Annotated in this window: 19 protein-coding genes; 11 read left to right on the top strand and 8 right to left on the bottom strand. The window is 44.5% G+C overall.

Going from position 1 to position 18,472, the window contains the following annotated elements; all coding sequences use genetic code 11:
- Nucleotides 1-121 precede the first annotated feature (121 nt).
- Entirely contained in the window at nt 122-982 is an 861-nt protein-coding gene (locus BN102_RS08430; protein WP_019208689.1) for a sigma-70 family RNA polymerase sigma factor, read from the top strand.
- Nucleotides 983-1,129: 147 nt separating this feature from the next.
- Nucleotides 1,130-1,579, top strand: a complete 450-nt coding sequence (locus BN102_RS08425) for a hypothetical protein (RefSeq protein WP_019208688.1) — start codon at nt 1,130-1,132, stop codon at nt 1,577-1,579.
- On the opposite strand, the gene BN102_RS08420 is transcribed toward BN102_RS08425, so the two are convergent.
- A complete protein-coding gene (locus BN102_RS08420) occupies nt 1,565-2,227 on the bottom strand; it encodes an HAD family hydrolase (RefSeq protein ID WP_019208687.1) in 663 nt (220 codons plus the stop codon). The two genes, BN102_RS08425 and BN102_RS08420, sit on opposite strands and share 15 nt — an antisense overlap.
- 97 nt (nt 2,228-2,324) lie before the next feature.
- Here BN102_RS08420 and BN102_RS08415 point away from each other — a divergent pair, with 97 nt between their 5' ends.
- The 8 genes from BN102_RS08415 to BN102_RS08380 are packed head-to-tail and all read left to right on the top strand — an operon-like array spanning nt 2,325 to nt 9,873.
- Nucleotides 2,325-2,735 carry a DUF8479 domain-containing protein gene (locus BN102_RS08415; RefSeq protein WP_019208686.1) on the top strand — a complete coding sequence of 137 codons (411 nt, stop codon included), beginning with the start codon at nt 2,325-2,327 and terminating at the stop codon, nt 2,733-2,735.
- A complete protein-coding gene (locus tag BN102_RS08410) occupies nt 2,719-3,873 on the top strand; it encodes an MFS transporter (protein ID WP_019208685.1) in 1,155 nt (384 codons plus the stop codon). The genes BN102_RS08415 and BN102_RS08410 overlap by 17 nt, the downstream gene beginning before the upstream one ends.
- 60 nt (nt 3,874-3,933) lie before the next feature.
- The gene (locus BN102_RS08405) at nt 3,934-5,205 is read left to right on the top strand and encodes an MFS transporter (RefSeq protein WP_019208684.1); all 1,272 of its coding nucleotides are present in this window, start codon (nt 3,934-3,936) and stop codon (nt 5,203-5,205) included.
- An 8-nt stretch (nt 5,206-5,213) separates the two neighbouring features.
- Entirely contained in the window at nt 5,214-5,780 is a 567-nt protein-coding gene (locus tag BN102_RS08400) for a bifunctional nuclease family protein (RefSeq protein ID WP_019208683.1), read from the top strand.
- A gap of 39 nt (nt 5,781-5,819) precedes the next feature.
- Entirely contained in the window at nt 5,820-6,518 is a 699-nt protein-coding gene (locus BN102_RS08395; RefSeq protein ID WP_019208682.1) for a 16S rRNA (uracil(1498)-N(3))-methyltransferase, read from the top strand.
- A gap of 1 nt (nt 6,519) precedes the next feature.
- A complete protein-coding gene (locus BN102_RS08390) occupies nt 6,520-8,028 on the top strand; it encodes a DUF4836 family protein (protein WP_021311404.1) in 1,509 nt (502 codons plus the stop codon).
- A 1-nt stretch (nt 8,029) separates the two neighbouring features.
- Complete coding sequence (locus BN102_RS08385) at nt 8,030-8,674, top strand: ATP-binding cassette domain-containing protein (protein ID WP_019208680.1); 645 nt, start codon at nt 8,030-8,032, stop codon at nt 8,672-8,674.
- The gene (locus BN102_RS08380) at nt 8,671-9,873 is read left to right on the top strand and encodes a transporter (protein ID WP_019208679.1); all 1,203 of its coding nucleotides are present in this window, start codon (nt 8,671-8,673) and stop codon (nt 9,871-9,873) included. The genes BN102_RS08385 and BN102_RS08380 overlap by 4 nt, the downstream gene beginning before the upstream one ends.
- Before the next feature lie 127 nt (nt 9,874-10,000).
- Here the strand turns inward: BN102_RS08380 and BN102_RS08375 are convergent, their stop codons facing one another.
- The 5 genes from BN102_RS08375 to BN102_RS08355 all read right to left on the bottom strand — a co-directional run bounded on the left by BN102_RS08375 (nt 10,001) and on the right by BN102_RS08355 (nt 15,790).
- A complete protein-coding gene (locus BN102_RS08375; protein ID WP_019208678.1) occupies nt 10,001-11,395 on the bottom strand; it encodes an LA_2272 family surface repeat-containing protein in 1,395 nt (464 codons plus the stop codon).
- Complete coding sequence (locus tag BN102_RS08370; protein ID WP_019208677.1) at nt 11,392-13,053, bottom strand: AMP-binding protein; 1,662 nt, start codon at nt 13,051-13,053, stop codon at nt 11,392-11,394. Before BN102_RS08370 ends, BN102_RS08375 begins: the two co-directional genes overlap by 4 nt.
- A 213-nt stretch (nt 13,054-13,266) precedes the next feature.
- Nucleotides 13,267-13,938, bottom strand: a complete 672-nt coding sequence (locus BN102_RS08365; RefSeq protein WP_036787895.1) for a YggS family pyridoxal phosphate-dependent enzyme — start codon at nt 13,936-13,938, stop codon at nt 13,267-13,269.
- A gap of 33 nt (nt 13,939-13,971) precedes the next feature.
- Nucleotides 13,972-14,445 carry a DUF4494 domain-containing protein gene (locus BN102_RS08360; protein WP_019208675.1) on the bottom strand — a complete coding sequence of 158 codons (474 nt, stop codon included), beginning with the start codon at nt 14,443-14,445 and terminating at the stop codon, nt 13,972-13,974.
- 109 nt (nt 14,446-14,554) lie between these two features.
- Complete coding sequence (locus tag BN102_RS08355) at nt 14,555-15,790, bottom strand: hypothetical protein (protein ID WP_019208674.1); 1,236 nt, start codon at nt 15,788-15,790, stop codon at nt 14,555-14,557.
- A 156-nt stretch (nt 15,791-15,946) separates the two neighbouring features.
- Between BN102_RS08355 and BN102_RS08350 the strand changes: the two genes are divergently transcribed.
- Complete coding sequence (locus tag BN102_RS08350) at nt 15,947-17,194, top strand: ABC transporter permease (protein WP_036787893.1); 1,248 nt, start codon at nt 15,947-15,949, stop codon at nt 17,192-17,194.
- A 3-nt stretch (nt 17,195-17,197) separates the two neighbouring features.
- Here the strand turns inward: BN102_RS08350 and cobC are convergent, their stop codons facing one another.
- Together cobC and cobS are read right to left on the bottom strand one after the other, a co-directional pair.
- Nucleotides 17,198-17,725: an alpha-ribazole phosphatase gene (cobC, locus tag BN102_RS08345; RefSeq protein ID WP_035455829.1), complete on the bottom strand. Its 528-nt coding sequence runs from the start codon at nt 17,723-17,725 to the stop codon at nt 17,198-17,200.
- Nucleotides 17,725-18,471, bottom strand: coding sequence for an adenosylcobinamide-GDP ribazoletransferase (gene cobS, locus BN102_RS08340; protein ID WP_019208670.1), 747 nt, complete (start codon nt 18,469-18,471; stop codon nt 17,725-17,727). Before cobS ends, cobC begins: the two co-directional genes overlap by 1 nt.
- Between the last annotated feature and the right edge of the window lies 1 nt (nt 18,472).

Genomic DNA, 18,472 nt, shown 5'->3' with positions numbered 1-18,472 from the left:
CAGATAGCCCTCCTGTTTGGCGTACGTTGTGCATTTAGCCCCATGATAGAATTTTATTCTTTTTTATAATATAAATACGATGAAAAAGTCGTATATTTGAACCCAAATTCTATTTTAAAGAATGAGACAGTTAAAGATTACCAAAAGTATCACTAACCGAGAGAGTGCGTCTTTGGATAAATATCTGCAGGAAATAGGGCGTGAAGACTTGATTTCCGTAGAGGAAGAAGTAGAACTCGCTCAACGTATTAGAAAAGGGGATCGTCGTGCATTGGAAAAATTGACTCGTGCAAACCTTCGTTTCGTCGTATCAGTGGCCAAGCAATACCAAAATCAGGGATTGAGTTTACCGGATTTGATTAACGAAGGGAATCTGGGACTCATTAAAGCTGCAGAGAAATTTGATGAAACGCGCGGATTCAAATTTATCAGTTATGCGGTCTGGTGGATCCGTCAATCTATTCTGCAGGCATTGGCTGAACAATCGCGTATCGTTCGATTACCGCTGAACCAGGTAGGCTCGCTGAATAAAATCAGTAAAGCTTTCTCCAAGTTCGAGCAGGAGAACGAACGGAAACCTTCTCCGGAAGAATTAGCCAAGGAATTGGATATCCCTGTCGATAAGATTTCCGATACGTTGAAAGTTTCCGGACGTCATGTTTCTGTCGATGCTCCTTTCGTCGAAGGAGAGGATAACAGCTTACTTGATGTCCTTCCCAACGAAGACTCGCCAATGGCGGACAAAGAATTGGTTAATGAATCACTTTCGAAGGAGATCGACAGAGCGCTTTCTACTTTATCCGAAAGAGAAAAAGAGATCATCCAAATGTTTTTCGGAATTAATACGCAAGAAATGACGTTAGAAGAAATCGGCGATAAATTTGGACTGACTCGTGAACGTGTTCGCCAAATTAAAGAAAAAGCCATTAGGAGATTGAGAAACAATTCGCGTAGCAAGTTGCTCAAAGCTTATTTAGGATAAGCAGGAGTCTGGTTTTCGAAAACGAATAAAAGCCTATCGTTTGAACTCTATGCCATCAAGCATAGGCTTTTTTTATGAAATTTTTTTTCGTCGCTTTGACAGATGCAAGGATTTGCACTATATTTGTTCAACATAAAGCAAAGGGGTATGAAATCAACAAAATTCTTTTTATTCGGAGGTATCTTCGTCGTGTTATGCTCGTCGTTCGCTTATGGAAAAAAAAAGGAGAGAGTAAAGGTTGAAAAAAACACGAAAGATCATATCTATATGGTCGGCGTAGCGGCATCTTTCACGGATTCTTTGATTTACTTTACAGACATAGAACAGCTGCAAGGCATACATATCGGCAAGAGCAGAATGCTGCCGGACAGAGAGTTGTACAGCCAGCAATTAAAAACACACTTGGAACAAGAAGAAGGCTTGACGAACCGTACCTGTTTCGTCTATTTTTCCAAGAAAAAGAAAAGGATGGATAAATTGATTACGAAAATGAAACATCGTTATCAAAAAACTGCCGCCCTATATATCCGGCAAGTTAACCCCAATACGTTTCACTTTCGGAAACTCGCAGAGGAAGGGGCGTCAACCACGCGATGACCTCAATCGCCGTATCAAAGATTCATAATTCATACCCAAGAAATGAGGAATGACGATATCGGCCATTTCCTCTATTTTATTCTCGGGAAGAGTCGTTGCAAGGCCCACCACTTTCATCCCCGCATTTTGCCCTGCCTGAAGACCGTTGAACGAATCTTCGAAAACAATCGCTTGGTTGGGTTGAACGCCACAGACCTCGGCGCCTAAAAGATAACAATCGGGAAACGGCTTGGATCTTTTAAATCGTTCAGCAGTGAGGATGTAATCGAACATCATCCTGATTTCGGGATGGGCGTGATAGACACTTTTCATTTTTTCCGTATTCGAACTGGTAACGACAGCTGTCTTTACCTTATGATTACGGAGATCGAGAACAAATTGCTCGACACCAGACACATAATGATACTCCATCGATGCTTCAAACTTGTTCAATGCAGCCGTAATTTCTTCCTGTTCCTCTAATTTATCTTTGAAATAGTGGTCGAAAACCTGTTTGAGGGTAGAGCCTTTTATCTTCAATTCAAAATGAGGAAGTTCAGGATGATATTTGGTCCCCATTTCCTTCCAAAAGGAAGTATATTGCGGCTCCGTATCCATGATTACTCCATCGAAATCAAAGAGGGCGGCAATCGTTTTACATTCGTCCATCGACTTTTTAGTTTGATTTAACGTTGCAAAGGTCTATATTATTCTGCTTATTCCTAAATTTGCGGTACTTAAAAATACTAAATATTCTGAATTAGACATGAAAGGACATATTCCAGTAAGTTTATTCATGCTTTTCGTACTGCTTGTCATTGCAGGATGCGGTTCCGGATTTTCGACTGATAAATTTGCGCTGAGAGCCGAACGGGAGAACAAGACTTTTCCTCAACGGCTGAACGATTCGATCACGGTCGACAGTACGACTTTCGACAAGGAGAACAATACGGTAAGTTATTATTACAGCGTGACCCGCGGATTGGATGATCCTTCAATCATTGCAGCCGAGTATGTAAACATTTGGAACGGACTTAATAGGGCCATTCAAAACGCGGTGGAAATGAAAGATTACCTTCTTGCGGGCTGTACGATTCGCTACATTTATTATTCGGGATCGACTCGCGAACGATTGGCTGAGTTTAAGTTTAACCCATTCAATGATGATGCCCGATAACTTATTTTGTCCATACGAAAGACCGAAGCTTTGGTCGAAGAATTTCGTGTTGCTTGCCTTTAACGGCTTCCTTCTCTATACGATGGCTTATGGCCTTTTAGTGATTTACACGCTCCGGATGTCGGCGGCAAATGGCCTGTCGTACGGACTGTCGGCTTTATATACGACTTCTTTTGCCATCGGACTATTCCTTCCGGGAGTATTTAACAGCTATCTGATAGATATTTTTAAACGGAAAACCGTATGCCAGCTTTCTCTTTTGCTATTTCTCCTATCCATTTATTTATCTTTATATGTAACACATATAGGCCTATTTGTAGGGCTTCGCATAATACAAGGCGCATTATTCAGTTTAGTGCTGATGTCTACGGGAAGCACGCTTGTCATCGATGTTACGCCTTCGCACCGACGGACCGATGCCAATGTCTCTTACGTCTGGGTTTGTCGGTTCGGCATGGTGTGCGGCCTCATGCTCGGTTCATTGCTTTATCACAAGTTGCCTTATGCCACCCTTCTCTCATTCTTGACAGGAACAGGCGTTTTAGCCCTGTTTGCTACGATTCCCTTGAAGGTTCGTTTCCATGCTCCGCTCGAGACGCCGCTCTTTTCGTTCGACAGGTTTTTGCTACCTCGCACGTGGCGTTTGGCGGGTAATTTGTTTTTCTTCGCCTTCATTATAGGAGCCGTCATCGGTCATGTGGTCAATGATGTGTTCTATTTACTGATGGCCGTAGGATTTATTATCGCACTATTGGCCGTTCGTTTCAAATTGTCTGATGCATCCGTTCGCAGCGGTACAGAGGTAGGTTTCACCGCATTGTTGGCAGGTTTAATCGTACTCAGGCTTTCTGTCGACATCCTTTCCTACGGTATTGGCGCGTTGCTTACAGGGATCGGCATGGGAATCTCCCTATCTCGTTTCTTCCTGTTGTTTATCAGTATGGCACAGCACTGTGAACGCGGTACGGCTAATAACACCTATTTTCTGACTGTCGAATGGAGCATACTGGCAGGCTTTCTCTTTGAGAATATGTGGACAAGTCCTCCTTCTGATTCCGTTTATACCATCTGTCTGCTGGTTGGTGCCATAGGAATCGTTTATTATGAATGGATCACTTATACACATTGCCGTATTTGAGTGCTTTTTAGCGGATACTAATATTTTTGTCTATATTTGTACCAACAGAAAAGAGATGATATGAATAGTGAGATTACGGGAATGAAGTTCAGGCTTACGGTGATGAACTTCCTTCAGTTTGGAGCTTGGGGAGCTTACTTGACTTCGATGGGCACTTATTTGTGGTCGATTGGTTTGGGAACAAATATTGGTATCTTTTACGCCATGCAAGGAATCGTTTCCCTTTTTATGCCCGCTCTAATGGGGATCATTGCCGATCGTTGGATACAGGCGAATAAGGTTTACGGTCTGTCTCATTGCTTGTGCGGCATATTCTTTCTCGCCGCCGGTTATTATGGGATGATAAGTGGTAAGGATGTCAACCTGTATATACTATTCACTTTATATTCACTCAGCGTGGCTTTCTATATGCCTACGTTGGCCTTGGCCAATTCTGTTGCATACACCTGTCTCGACATGGTGAGGCTTGATCCTATTCGGTATTTCCCTTCTATTCGTATTTTCGGAACGATCGGTTTCATTTGCACCATGTGGATTACCGATGTATTCGGCTTTCAAAGCAATCATAATCAATTTATCTTCAGCGGAATTCTCGAATTGTTGCTTGCTCTGTATATCTTCACATTAATTCCGCCGTGCCCGACCAGCAAGGATAATAAGATTACATCGCTCGTCAATGCGTTCGGACTGCGTGCATTCACGCTTTTCAAGGAAAAGAAAATGGCTTTGTTCTTCATTTTTTCCATGTTGCTCGGGGTTTCGCTTCAGATAACGAACGGTTATGCCAATCCTTTCATTACAAGCTTCAAAGATATTCCGGAGTATACAAATACCTTTGGAGTCAATCACGCCAATATACTGATCTCGCTCTCTCAGATTTCCGAAACCTTGTGTATTTTGCTCATACCGTTTGCGCTGAAGCGCTTCGGTATCAAACGCGTCATGCTCATCGCCATGCTTGCCTGGGTGTTACGTTTCGGATTATTCGGTTTAGGTAATCCCGGACCGAAAGTATGGATGTTCGTACTCTCTATGATTGTATATGGCGTGGCTTTTGATTTCTTTAATATCTCAGGTTCTTTATTTGTGAATAAAGAAACTGATCCGTCTATCCGTTCGAGTGCACAAGGACTTTTCGTATTGATGACGAACGGGATCGGTGCAACGATAGGAACGTTGAGCGCTCAAGCGGTAGTGAATCACTTTGTCCATTCCAACAGTATGATTCCCCAAGTAGAAGGTTGGAGTTATACGTGGTTTGTTTTTGCTGCCTATGCGTTGGTGGTAGCTATTTTATTTGCAGTCGTATTCAGATATAAACACGAAAAGTAACGATACCTATGGAAAAGGAAATAGAATTGAAAATCAAAGATATGTCTGCCATCCTTCATCCCGCCGAGGCATATGCTTTATTGCTTCAGGAAGTTGGTGGCGAACGGAAACTACCGATTATTATCGGCTCTCAGGAAGCTCAATCCATCAAAGCTGCTCTCATGAATTATCAGGTTCCGCGTCCGCTCACGCACGATTTGATTGTTTCTTTAATCAGCCGAATGAATATTCATTTGCAGAAAGTGTTGATATATAAGGTAAAGGAAGGTGTTTTTTACTCCTATTTATTCTTTGAATATTTCGGCGAGAATTTTCAACTCGATTCGCGAACGTCGGATGCTATCGCTTTGGCCTTGCGTTGTCATGTTTCTATTTACACTTTGAGGACAATTTTGGAACAGGATCATTTGCTGGAAGATGCCGAGGGAAAACAGGCTTTGACTATCAACACCGTGAGTCTTCCTGCTTTAAAGAAAGCGCTGGAATCGGCTATCCTTTCAGAGAATTACGAACTCGCTTCCACTTTGCGTGATGAGATTCGACGCAGGGAAAAAGAAGAAGAGAAAAAAAAGTAGTAACCGCGAGGTCTATCAGTTTCATTATCATATCGGATTATGCATTTATTTTATACGCCTGACATCAATACCTCTCCGGAACTTCCGGAAGAAGAAGCGAAACATTGTCTTCGGGTTCTTCGGCTGTCGACAGGCGACGAGCTTACCCTGACCGACGGAAAGGGTTTTTTCTATAAAGCGATTATCAGTACGATCATAGATAAACATTGTCGAGTCAGAGTGATCGAAAAGATTCCAGAACAAAAAAATTGGACAGGCCATTTGCATATTGCCATGGCGCCTACTAAAAACATGGATCGTACGGAATGGTATGCCGAAAAGGCTGCGGAAATTGGTTTGGACGAATTGACATTTCTGAATTGTCGTCATTCTGAACGAAAAACGATGAAGACCGACCGCATGGTAAAGATATTGACGGCTGCCACAAAGCAATCGCTCAAGGCGACTGTCCCCGTACTGAACGGGATGATCAATTTCGCTGAGTTCATTGACAAGCCTTATGCCGGACAGAAATTCATTGCACATTGCCATCCCGGCCGAAAGCCTCTGCTGAAAGACGTCGTAAAAAAAGGTGAAGACGCACTCGTTCTGATCGGACCGGAGGGTGATTTTAGCGAAGAGGAAGTCGGACACGCCCAGGAGGTCGGTTTTATTCCCATCAGCTTGGGACAGTCCAGACTACGAACAGAAACAGCAGCTCTTGTAGCTTGCCACATACTCAATTTAACAAATCAGTGAAATGATGAAACATCGTCTAATGAAACCCTCTATCGGGGTCGTATTGATTGCCTTGCTGACGGACTGTGCAAATAAGGCTGAATACACCAGTGTCATTCCCCAAGATGCTTCTCTTGTATTGGGATTCAACCTCAAGAGCATGTATCAGAAAAGCGGATTGCAAGGCGAATCCGGAAAAAAACTGACAGCTACGTGGGGAAATTTATTCCTCAACGGATTAGGGGAGAATAATGACGCAAAGATGAAAGGATATCTGAAAGACCCTCAACAGACAGGATTAAAGCTGACGGATAAGGTATATGTCTTCTCCGGTTATCAGTCGAAGTATTTTGGGGCGGTTGTACGTGTGGCTGATAAAGGAAAGCTGAAAAGATTTTTGGAAGCGGGCAGCAAGAAATTAAATAACGAAAAAGGATTGTATTACAGCATGAATGACAATTCCGTCATAACCTTTAACGAAAGCGCGTTGCTGCTCCTTTCATCCCAATACCCCAGTGATGAGAATTTAATGAATCAGGCCCTAAGATTGATGAATGACAATGCGAAGGAGGAGACGTCGAAAACGATTCGACGCGTTATCGAAGCGAACGATGATATGACTGCCTATATAGACCTAAATTGTATTCCAGAAAACTATTTAGCTCAAGCGAAAATCGGACTTCCGGCCGATTTTCGACTGCAAGATATTAAATTTCTGGCCTCCATTATGTTTGAAAAAGGAAAAGTAACCGTAAAGATAGAGAATTTAACCGAAAATACGAAGTTGATAGAGCGCTTTGAAAAACAGTATGCCGTTACCTCCAAGATCAAGGGAAAATTCATGGATTTGTTTCCGTCGAACACGTTGTGGTGGCTTTGTTCCAATATGAAAGGAAAAGAGCTTTTAGAAATGCTGAAAGAGAATCCGATGGTCAAGAAAACAATTCAATTCTCGGATATTCCCGTGGATTTGGAACGGGTCATTTCCTCCGTCCAAGGAGAGGTTGCCGTAGGCATTAACTCGTTTGCTATTCCTATTTTTACCATCTATGCGGACGTTGAGAACGATAACTTCCTATCTGAGACGATAGCCGAATTGAAACCGTTTGTGACCTCTGCCGGCGGGATGGTATCCTTACACAAAGTAAATGAAGAGGTTTACCTTTTTAAGGCATACCCAGAGATGAAGGTTTGGTTCGGCATGTCGAATCACGTTTTCTTTGTGACCAGCAGTCAATTTATCGCCGATCACTTCGGACAACACTTGACAAACTCTTTAAACGATACCGAATGGGGCTCGAAAGTGGAGGATAATAACGGATTCCTCGTGTTGAATTGCAAGCAATTGTTAAAAGATTTTATATACTCCGGTTTGAGCAAAAACAATCCGTTGAATATAATCCTTCAACCGTTCGATTATATGGAAGCATATAGCTCGGAATGGAGATCTGTCGAAATAAACTTTGTTTTAAAAGATAAACAAACGAACCTGTTGGAACAATTTACTCGATTTTTTTCAAGCTTAAATTGATATGGATGTCATTCGTCTGAAGCAAATCATTCCTCATGTGTTTCAGGATCGTTCCGAGCTTCGATCGGAAGTATGGAATCAGATCGTCGAATTCAAAAAAGGGGAATTTTATATGCTTGAAGCCGTCTCCGGCGCAGGCAAATCCTCGTTGTGCAGCTATATCTACGGTTATCGAAACGATTATCAAGGTACAATTGCTTTCGATCATCAAGACATTCGCATGCTCAAGATCGACGATTGGGTAAAAGTGCGCAAATCTTCTTTGAGCATCCTCTTTCAAGAACTACGTTTATTTCCGGAACTTACCACATGGGAGAATATAAAGTTGAAGAATGCGTTGACACATTACCGATACGAACATGAACTTGAAGAGTGGTTCGACCGTTTGGGCATTGCCGATAAGCGTAACGCGAAGGTAGAAACGCTCTCTTGGGGACAACAACAACGTGTGGCTTTTATCCGCGCCCTATGTCAACCGTTCGACTTTATTTTTTTAGACGAACCGATCAGCCATTTGGACGAAGAGAACGTGCGGATAATGTCGCAGATTCTTCGAGACGAAGTGCGAAAACATGGTGCAGGCCTCATCCTTACGTCGATAGGCAAGCATTTGTCGTTGGATTATAGTAAAACGTTACGGTTATGAGCTTGGTTTGGAAGTTACTGTACACGCACATCAGCGTACCGCAATTGATTGGTTTTTCCTTGGCAAATTTCTGCGGCATGTTCATCGTGCTGTTAAGCATACAATTTTATACGGATGTCTCGCCCGTATTTACGCAAGCCGACGGTTTCATGAAGAAAGATTATCTGATAATCAGTAAGCCTGTAAATACCATCGGCTCGTTGTTAGGGAATAAATCCGGCTTCTCGAAGGAAGACATGGAGGAATTGAAAGCGCAGGCGTTCGTCCGGCAAATAGGAGAATTCACTTCGTCCCAGTTCAATGTTTCCGCTGGGATAGGTGATAAGCGAATAGGGATACAAATGTCGACAGCCTTATTCTTTGAATCCGTACCCGACACATTTATCGATGTAGAAAAAGATGAATGGACCTTCCGTCCGTCGTCTTCGGAAATTGCGATTATTCTTCCCCGCGATTACCTCCACCTGTATAACTTTGGCTTCGCCAAGAGCAGAAACCTTCCGCAGCTGACTGAAGAACTATTGAAGCTGGCCAACCTGATTATTCGTATCAGTGGAAACGGCAAGTCGGACGATTATAGAGGGAAGATCGTCGGCTTCTCTACTCGTTTGAATACGATTCTCGTCCCCGAAACTTTCATGCAATGGGCGAATGCTCGCTATGCTTCGGATAAAAAGCAGTATCCGTCGAGACTGATTCTCGAAGTGAACAACTCTGCCGATGAACAAATTGCCCGATTCATCCAAAAGAAAGGCTATGAAACAGCATCCGATAAGCTGGATATGGGTAAGACAACCTGGTTTTTAAAGATCGTTGTCGGCATTGTGTTGACAATAGGCTCGATAATCAGTTTGCTTTCCTTCTACGTGCTTATGTTGAGCATATTTCTTTTGTTGCAGAAGAACACGGCCAAGTTAGAGAATCTGCTGTTGCTCGGTTACCACCCCGTACGAGTCTCCTATCCTTATCAATTATTAACCGTGCTATTGAATGCATTCGTCTTGATCGTCGCCGTGATTTCGGTGCTTATCGTTCGTACCTATTATGTTGGAATGTTAAACGAAACGTTTCCTCGATTGGGCACCGAAGGCGTAAAAGCGATGCTGACGGTCGGCATCAGCCTATTCGCTTTCGTTTCGTTGTTCAATGGGATGGCTATCAGACATAAAGTAAAGAAGATTTGGTTCGACCGAAAATGAATAGAAAGCTCGTCGATTACTGAGAACTTTTCCCAGCTGCTGCCGAAGCGAAACCGAATGATTTAACCTTGATCTTAACGGAAGCGACAAAACAGGTGGTTCGTTTCCGGAAGATTCTTCTAACAGATTAGAAAAGAACGACGCCCCATTCTACAAGCGGTTTGTGTTCATATGTTTTGTTCCGATCGTAGTGACGCGTCCAACTATAGCCTCCCGAGACGAATAGAGAAAGTTTGCGGCCGATCAGACATTCGACATTCAAGCGAGGTTGTACGGCATACATCCGTTTCGGCATTTCTGTCTTTTTATTACCGAAAGTTTCAATATGATAGTATCCCAAATCGCTGCTCAGAGCGATTTTCTTTCTTATAGGAAAATAAAGGCCCGCTCGATAGAAGAGACATCCGGAAAACTTTTCATTCCATCCTACGTAATGTGTCCCTATACCCAACATGGTATAAGTGTAATGATTGAGGAAACGGACTGCCAAATTCGTTTTGCTGCGCGTTCCGCCGTAAGCGAGCATCTGAATGCGTGTCCTCGGATTTACATTGACCAAGCCGATCTTGATCGTTGTCGTATCTTTACTGTGATTGATCAAACCTATCTGCACGCCGCGAACGTTACCTCCGCAAAGATTCAATAAGCCGATTTGCGTGCCGTAAAGACCGCCGGCATAGTTTCCCAGCGACAACTGTACGCCATGCAGATGCCGATTGGTTACATTTGCAATACCCGACAATTGAAAGGCCTTTTCCGTTTCGATAGCGATATTAAGGGCTCCTGACAATTGAAATCCTGTAACCCTATCGGTAGCGATATTACTTATTCCCGCAAGTTGCATGCCTTTCGGATGCTCCGTAACATTGCCTATGCCAGCTATTTGCAATCCGCAGGCTGTTCCGCCGTTAATGTTCATCAAAGCGGTAAGTAGAACGCCTTTCATTCCGTTGCCCGAAACATTGATCAGTCCGCTTATCATGGCTCCGTTCATCTCGTCACCTGCGATATTGGCCAATCCGGCTATCTGAAGAGCTTCGGTACGCCGACCGGCTATATTTATCAAGCCCCCGATAGAGACGCCTTTTGCACTTCGTCCACCGATATTCCCTATTGCAGAGGCTTGGATGCCGTTCAAGTCATTGCCCGCTACGTTCATCAGTCCGCTTATTTGAAGCCCGTTTAGGTCTCTTCCCGCCACATTGGCTATTCCGGCGATTTGAAGTCCGGTCGCGTCGATTCCGATCATATTCGCCGCCCCCGTAACTTGTAACCCCACCATCTTGCGGTGGATGATGCTCGACAGAACATTGACGCCCACTCCTTTCAATTGAGGCAGATTGGTCATAAAGCCCATATTGAAGTACGACGTCCTCGCCGGCCCGTTCGAGTCCGTGATGTTGAGTGAGAGATTAGGGCTGTTCTTCTGGTTTCTGACCTTATCCTGTGCAAAGGCGGGAGCGTCGTAGAGAGTGCAACAGGCCAACGTGACAAGCAGTACGATGTGTTTGTACGCTTTCATGAAATAACGTCTTGATACAGAAAGCGCTTGATGCTTTTCTTCGGAGTCTTCTCAAATTCTTCAGGATAGATCTTTATCGTCGAAATGGCGGAATAAGAAGGAATCATCTGGTTGAGTTGAATGCGATTTTCTTCCATTACCTGAATCAATTCTTGTTCGGAAAAATTCTGAGAGCCGACGGTATCGAAATCCGGGTATATCAAGGCAGCCAATTTTCCGTCCGCCTGTTGGATGACCAAACTCTCCGCTACATAAGGCAGATTATTCAATCGTTCTTCTATCTCTTCAGGGTAGATATTTTGCCCGGACGGGCCTAAAATAAGATTTTTGCTCCTTCCTCTGATGGTCAGATTGCCTTCTTCGTCCACGATACCCAAATCGCCCGTATGCAGCCAGCCGTCTTTATCGAGAATGGCTTGGGTCGCTTCCGGACTTTTGTAGTATCCAAGCATGACATTCATGCCTCGACAAAGAATCTCTCCCACTATCTGGTGCGGATCGCTGCTGTCGATCTTGATTTCCATCCGCGGAGCAGCTTTCCCGCAAGAACCTAACTTAAATTTCGTCCAATCTTCGTAAGAGATAATTGGTGCACATTCCGTCATTCCGTAGCCTACCGTATAGGGGAAGTCTATACTCTTCAAGAACACCTCGATCTCTTTGTTAAAAGGCGCTCCGCCGATGATGATTTCATGAAACCGTCCTCCGAAAGCATTGATCACTCCTTCACGCACTTTCGATTTAATTTTGTCGTTGACGATCGGGATCTTCATCAGGAACTTCGCCGCCGGTGTCTCCAATTTAGGCAGTACGTTTTTCTTGATGATCTTCTCGATGATCAAAGGTACTGCCACCACCAAATTGGGTTTGACTTCGTTGAATGCATCGAAAATGATTTTCGGACTCGGAATGCGGGTCAGAAAATAGATGTGACACCCTCCGCAAACCTCATAAAGAAATTCGAAAGCCAGCCCGTACATGTGAGCCATCGGAAGGATGGAAACCAGTTTATCCCCCGGCTTCATGTTCAGCACGCCGCGCGCAAACATCAGATTGGACCAGAGGGCGCGGTAAGGAATCATCACCCCTTTCGAATTGCTGGTGGTGCCCGAGGTGTAATTGATTACTGCCAATTCCTCCGGTTGATCCTTGTAATAACTGATGTGCTGTTTTCGGAAATTTCGCGGGAATTTCTTGCCGAAGAGTTCGTTCAGATGATCGCGTGCATAGTCTAATTTCGTCGAGCGAGAGATGATGATGGTGAAATCGTTCATCAGAATGATTCCCTCCAAACGAGGCATGACGTTTTCATTGAGGTTCTCCCATACCTGATCGCCGACGAAGAGCAACTTCGCTTCCGAATGATTGACGATAGTATGGATATTATCGGCTTTAAATTCGTGAAGGATAGGTACGATTACGGCTCCGTACGTGATTGTCGCCAGAAACGTTACTCCCCAATGCGAACTGTTTTTACCGCAAACGGCAATCTTGTCTCCCGGCTGTATACCCATTTCCTGAAAAACGATATGGAGCTTCTCAATCTTTCTGGCTACATCCTTGTATTGTAATGTTGCCCCTTTATAATCGGTGAGCGCATCCAAATCCCAATTATCCTTGATGCTCTCCTCGATTCGAGCAATATAACTTTCTTTCATTTATTTGAGATCTTAATATTTGCACAAATCTTTTTTGACTGTGCAAATATACGTTTTTGTACACACCTGCCAAATAAAATGCATGCCTATTTGCTGCAATACTGAAAAAAGGAACAGAAATCAGGAAATTAATAAGAGTCTGCAATCATTCCAATTCGCTCCGGCATCAGCGAACACTTCGACGGGAATTCTTTTGCTTTCCTTACGGAAACGTCAATGGTAAATCCGTTCTCCAAAGATCTTCGTACCGATGCGGACAAGAGTGCTTCCCTCCTGTATAGCGAGGGGATAATCATGAGTCATTCCCATCGAGATTTCTTTAAACCGGTCGTCATCCCTGAAGTACGTTCCTTTGATTTCGTCAAAGAAGGTTTTCAGCGAGTGAAATTCATTTCGAATTTCCACCTTGTCGTCCGTATAAGTGGCCATCCCCATCATACCGCGCAAATCGACGTGTTTCATCAAATTCCATTCGCCGTGCTCCAACAGCTCCCTGCACTCGTCGAAGCTAAAGCCGAATTTCGTTTCTTCCTTCGCAATACGGATCTGTAAAAGGCATGCGACGATGCGATCGCACTTCGCCGCCTGTTTATCGATCTCTTTCAACAACTTGAACGTATCCACTCCATGAATCAGGGATACGAAGGGAACGATGTATTTAACTTTGTTTGTCTGTAAATGGCCGATGAAATGCCATTCGATGTCTTTGGGAAGCGTTTCATATTTCCGAGTCACCTCTTGCACGTGGTTTTCCCCGAAGATTCGTTGACCGGCGCGATACGCCTCCATAATCATTTCGTTCGGATGGAACTTCGAAACCGCCACCAAGCGGACGCGTTCCGGCAATTCGTTTCGGATTTCTCCGATGGTCGACTCAATGTTCATCATTTTGTTTCACGCTGTTGTCATCATGGAGATTCAATTCGCCGTATCCACGTCTGTGAATTCCGGCTTTTCAACTTTAAAAGGATAGACATCCATGAGGGGTGTCTCGGCGACCGAAGCGATTACGTAATCGGCCATCGTACTTTTCATTCCTTCGTCCAGTTTTTTTACCGCATCGCGTAGGTCGCCCGCTTGCACCAATACGTAGCTCGTCGTTTTCTTTTCCGCACCGCTCTTCTCGTCTAAGGCAACGAATAGTAGCTTTACTTTAAACCAGCGATCGGCGGTTTCTTCTTCTGAGGAGAACAACTCCGTATAATTCGCTCTTTTTATGTCCGAAACCGTGAACTCGCCGCTGATGTACGGAGAGATTTCTTCGATGATACGTGCTTCCGCCTCCGTGAAACTCAGCGCATCGACAAGATACGGTTCGGTAACTTTTTTATTCATGCCGTTCTCCATGATTTTTTCATAGCGTACTTTGCATTCAAACCAATTCGATTCCATTTTCTTTTCTATTTCATTAAAGCGAGGCAAAGATAACCAAAATTCCCAAGTCGGAACAGTTTTTTATGGAAACATCTCGAGTAATTTCGTCATGTGCCGAAAGACAGTTTCAGTATACGGATTTGCTTTCGTACAGCTGCATGAACTCCTTGATTACCTGCACGTGATCACCCGTCAGGAGGATGTGATGATTGCCCAAATTGCACGAATAGAAATAGCCGATCGACTTTTGCATCTGGACGCAAAGCTGCGTGCGTCCGATGAATGGCAATTCGGTATTGTCGATGATTTTCCCGCGCGAGACGAAATACTCGTCTAAACACTCACCTCCGCATTTCAGCACCGTCACTTCCTGCTTATTGAGGACGCCTTGTATGGCAATCCCTTTCTCGGTACTCGCCTCATTGCGAATGTGGTAACGTTCGGTCATGGAAGTTGGTATGCTCGAATGAGAAATAACGAATGTGTTCTCTTCTTCATTCAGAAACGAGACGTTTCCCATAAAACTCGACTGACCGGTCAGAATTTTAGCCACCATCATGGTCACTACCGATTGCAAGTCACCTTCGCAAGCCGTAATGATTCCTTCGTTATTTAAAAGTGAGGCGGCCACATTACCCGTAATATTGATTTTGTCGAGCATCGGCGAAGAGGCGAAGGTCAGGGCATGCAGCTGATTGTGCTCCGCAAGCAGTTTCAAGGCTTTGTATAAGCGCATGCCTTTCAAAAGTGCATCCGGATCCCCTTCGTGATACTCCGCCGCATCATTGACAAATTGAGTGGCCATCGGACCGATTTCATCGTCGGTTACTTTATCGTACAGATTCAAGACTTGTTTGGGATCGATATTGACGAGTTCGATGCCCAAGCGACGTTTGGTCATCAGGTAATCCACATTGCTTGCGATAATCCACGGAGAAGGAAAGCCGATCACCCCGATTCGTTTTGTCTTGATCTCCCGGCGGGCTGCAAAAACCCAATGATGGTCGAGAAGCTGTTTGACCATCGTTTGCGTCGTGCCGTGAATGAGGTGTACTTTCATTCCCTTATTGCGGATCCAGGTAGAAACTTCCAACGCAGCGGTTAAAGAGCCTTGCTGCCCGTCGCATAAGAGATGGATGGGATAAGGCAGATCGTCGAAGTATTGGGTGATGATATTCTCCACTCTCGAAGTTGCAATGAAGGCCATCTTGTATTCTTCTGCGGGGATTTTGTCGATTTTATTGAGTGGAACGAGGTAGAGTTTAAAATACTTTTCAATCTCTTCGAATAGTTCCTGATGTTCCTCGTATACTTTTTCTCTTTTAAAAGGGATATGTTGAAATATAATGAGGTATAGATTCATAAATCTGCATAATTTATTTCAAAACAAAGGTAATGCATTTATTTATCCGATCAACTTTTTCTTTCTTAAATTAACGATAAAACAAAACGAAGAAGATCTTTTTATCCACCCTTTACAGTTATTATCGTATATTTGCAATCACGAATCTCTATGACGATGAATTGGAAATTATTCATAGCAAGCAGGATTTATCATAGCAGCGAAGGCGGAAAGGAAGTGTCTCGACCGGCCGTACGTATTGCCATGGCGGGAATAGCTATCGGACTTGCCGTGATGATCGTTTCCATAGCTGTCGTTATCGGGTTTAAGCATGAGGTTCGCGACAAAGTAGTAGGCATCGGGTCGGATATTTATATATCGAACTTTGAGGCACAAGGCGCTTCCGAAGCGGTGCCTATCGTGATAAACGACAGTCTTATCCATCTGTTGCATTCGATAAAGGGAGTGAAACATGTGCAACGCTACTCCGTCAAACCGGGGATGATCATGACCGACTCCGACTTCGCCGGAATGGTCTTGAAAGGGATTGCAGCGGACTATGACGTGAAGTTTCTGGAAAAGCATCTGTTGGAGGGAGAGATACCGCTGTTCAGCGATACGGCTTCTTCGCGGAAAGTGCTTATCTCAAAAACAAATGCCAATCGCTTACGGCTGAAAGTGGGGAATGCTATCCTCACGTATTACATAGAAAACGAACATATCCGGGCGAGGAAACTGGAGATTGCGGGCATTTATCAAACGAACTTCACGAATTACGATCATCTTTTCCTGGTGACCGACTTGTATACGGTGAACAAACTGAATCGATGGAAAACGGAGCAAGTGTCCGGCGTGGAAATTGAAGTGGACGATTACGACAGGTTGAGCGCAATCAAGGATGCCATTCACGAAAAAGTGGATATTCAAACCGACAAGTTCGGCGGCGTTTATTATACGCAGACCGTAGAAGAGGCGAATTCGGACATATTTGCCTGGTTAGGCTTGCTGGACATGAACGTATGGATCATCCTCATCCTGATGATCGGAGTAGCCGGCTTTACCATGATATCAGGGCTTCTGATCATTATCTTGGAAAGGACGCCGATGATCGGAATTTTAAAGGCGCTCGGAGCCAACGACTGGTCGATCAGAACCATATTCTTAAACTTCTCCGCATTTCTCATCGGGAGAGGAATGCTTTACGGAAACATCGCCGGGTTGTTTATTTGCTTCCTCCAGTCTCAATTTCATCTGGTCCGATTAGATCCGGCCACGTATTATGTAGCTTATGTACCTATAGAGTTGAATCTCTGGATATATCTCATCCTGAATATTTGCACGTTCTCGATTTCGGTGCTGATGCTTATCGGACCGTCTTATCTTATCGCGCATATTCATCCGGCACGTTCCATACGTTATGAATAAGGCTCAGATCGTAATCTTCACCACTTTTCCGTAAGCCGGTAAATAGCGGTACGCTTCCTCAAACGTAAAAAGGCGGGCGTACACCTGACCGTCGATCAGCACGCCGCCATGCGTGAAGAGCGCAACGTTCCGGTAATCCTTCCGCCTCAATTCGTTCAAAAAGTGGCTCACGCGAAGATATTGGTCGATAAACGATTCCCCATTGGTCGCACGAACACGGATATAATCGGCATACCATTCCTGAAGTCTCGGATCTTCGATCTCGTCATACTTTTTCATTTCCCAGTCTCCGAAGTCGATCTCTTTGATTCTCTCTTCTCTTTCCGCATTGGGATAACCGCAATAAGCGGCGAGTTTTACACAACGCGACAAGGGACTGCAATATACCTTATCGAAACGGATGTCCTTTATTTGCCGTAAAACTGCAGTGGCTTCTTCTTCAAAAGAATCTTTAACTGGCACATCCGACTGCCCGTAACACGTCCCCTGAGGAACAGCGACGGAAGTGTGGCGAATGAGATAAACGTTCATCATAAATAATGGATAGCAAGGACAGCGAGGTAGAAAGAGAGTTCACTACACAGGAACAGCGCTCCGCAACAATCGCCCGTATAACCTTGAATGCGTTTTTTCATATACCAGATGAGCGATGCGCAAACTATAACGGGAATAAAGAGAGCCGGCCAATAAACGGGCCGCATTAGAAAGACAACGGGAAACAGGGCGAGTGCCGCATTGATAAGAAGGACTCGCGGACACATCCTGTCGTAGACGAGTTTCGTCTTGGATTCTTCCGCTTTTCGGGCATACGGCAGGAAATTCACAATGTGCGAAGCGCAAAACTTGCTCCAAACATCTCCGCAGAGTAGTACGGAGCCAATCAGTGGATAGGGGATGGAAGCCAACGTCGTGATCGATAGAGAGAAATACAGGATCAGTCCTAATACGCCGTAAGTGCCGATGTGCGAATCTTTCATAATGCTCAGAACTCGTTCCCGATCAGTGCCTCCGCCGAAACCGTCGCAAAAGTCGGCTAGTCCGTCTTCATGCAAGGCTCCGGTGACTGATAGCCTCGTCAGCATAGCAAGAATCACGGCTACAGGTATGGGAAACAGGTAGGGCAGGAACACGATCGTCAAAGCCATCAGGCCGCCGGTGAGATACCCTGTCAGCGGCCAATAACTAACCACTTGTCGGAAGTATTCCGCCGGAACTTGTACGATTTTCCCAAGGGGAAGTCGGGTAAAGAAGATGAATGCTGCGAGGATCTGCTTCATA

This window comes from Phocaeicola abscessus CCUG 55929, from assembly GCF_000312445.1.
Lineage (GTDB): Bacteria > Bacteroidota > Bacteroidia > Bacteroidales > Bacteroidaceae > Phocaeicola > Phocaeicola abscessus.
Note: the sequence above shows the minus strand (reverse complement) of the source record. Positions and strands in the feature narration are given on the sequence as shown.

What these genes read in the sequence shown, in the direction of transcription:
- BN102_RS08400 (WP_019208683.1), top strand. Translation starts at nt 5,214, where the DNA reads ATGGAAAAGGAAATAGAATTGAAAATCAAAGATATGTCTGCCATCCTT.
- BN102_RS08395 (WP_019208682.1), top strand. Translation starts at nt 5,820, where the DNA reads ATGCATTTATTTTATACGCCTGACATCAATACCTCTCCGGAACTTCCG.
- BN102_RS08415 (WP_019208686.1), top strand. Translation starts at nt 2,325, where the DNA reads ATGAAAGGACATATTCCAGTAAGTTTATTCATGCTTTTCGTACTGCTT.
- BN102_RS08355 (WP_019208674.1), bottom strand. Translation starts at nt 15,790, where the DNA reads ATGAATCTATACCTCATTATATTTCAACATATCCCTTTTAAAAGAGAA.
- BN102_RS08365 (WP_036787895.1), bottom strand. Translation starts at nt 13,938, where the DNA reads ATGAACATTGAGTCGACCATCGGAGAAATCCGAAACGAATTGCCGGAA.
- cobC (WP_035455829.1), bottom strand. Translation starts at nt 17,725, where the DNA reads ATGAACGTTTATCTCATTCGCCACACTTCCGTCGCTGTTCCTCAGGGG.
- BN102_RS08380 (WP_019208679.1), top strand. Translation starts at nt 8,671, where the DNA reads ATGAGCTTGGTTTGGAAGTTACTGTACACGCACATCAGCGTACCGCAA.
- BN102_RS08390 (WP_021311404.1), top strand. Translation starts at nt 6,520, where the DNA reads ATGATGAAACATCGTCTAATGAAACCCTCTATCGGGGTCGTATTGATT.
- BN102_RS08375 (WP_019208678.1), bottom strand. Translation starts at nt 11,395, where the DNA reads ATGAAAGCGTACAAACACATCGTACTGCTTGTCACGTTGGCCTGTTGC.
- BN102_RS08405 (WP_019208684.1), top strand. Translation starts at nt 3,934, where the DNA reads ATGAATAGTGAGATTACGGGAATGAAGTTCAGGCTTACGGTGATGAAC.
- BN102_RS08425 (WP_019208688.1), top strand. Translation starts at nt 1,130, where the DNA reads ATGAAATCAACAAAATTCTTTTTATTCGGAGGTATCTTCGTCGTGTTA.
- BN102_RS08410 (WP_019208685.1), top strand. Translation starts at nt 2,719, where the DNA reads ATGATGATGCCCGATAACTTATTTTGTCCATACGAAAGACCGAAGCTT.
- cobS (WP_019208670.1), bottom strand. Translation starts at nt 18,471, where the DNA reads ATGAAGCAGATCCTCGCAGCATTCATCTTCTTTACCCGACTTCCCCTT.
- BN102_RS08430 (WP_019208689.1), top strand. Translation starts at nt 122, where the DNA reads ATGAGACAGTTAAAGATTACCAAAAGTATCACTAACCGAGAGAGTGCG.
- BN102_RS08370 (WP_019208677.1), bottom strand. Translation starts at nt 13,053, where the DNA reads ATGAAAGAAAGTTATATTGCTCGAATCGAGGAGAGCATCAAGGATAAT.
- BN102_RS08420 (WP_019208687.1), bottom strand. Translation starts at nt 2,227, where the DNA reads ATGGACGAATGTAAAACGATTGCCGCCCTCTTTGATTTCGATGGAGTA.
- BN102_RS08385 (WP_019208680.1), top strand. Translation starts at nt 8,030, where the DNA reads ATGGATGTCATTCGTCTGAAGCAAATCATTCCTCATGTGTTTCAGGAT.
- BN102_RS08360 (WP_019208675.1), bottom strand. Translation starts at nt 14,445, where the DNA reads ATGGAATCGAATTGGTTTGAATGCAAAGTACGCTATGAAAAAATCATG.
- BN102_RS08350 (WP_036787893.1), top strand. Translation starts at nt 15,947, where the DNA reads ATGAATTGGAAATTATTCATAGCAAGCAGGATTTATCATAGCAGCGAA.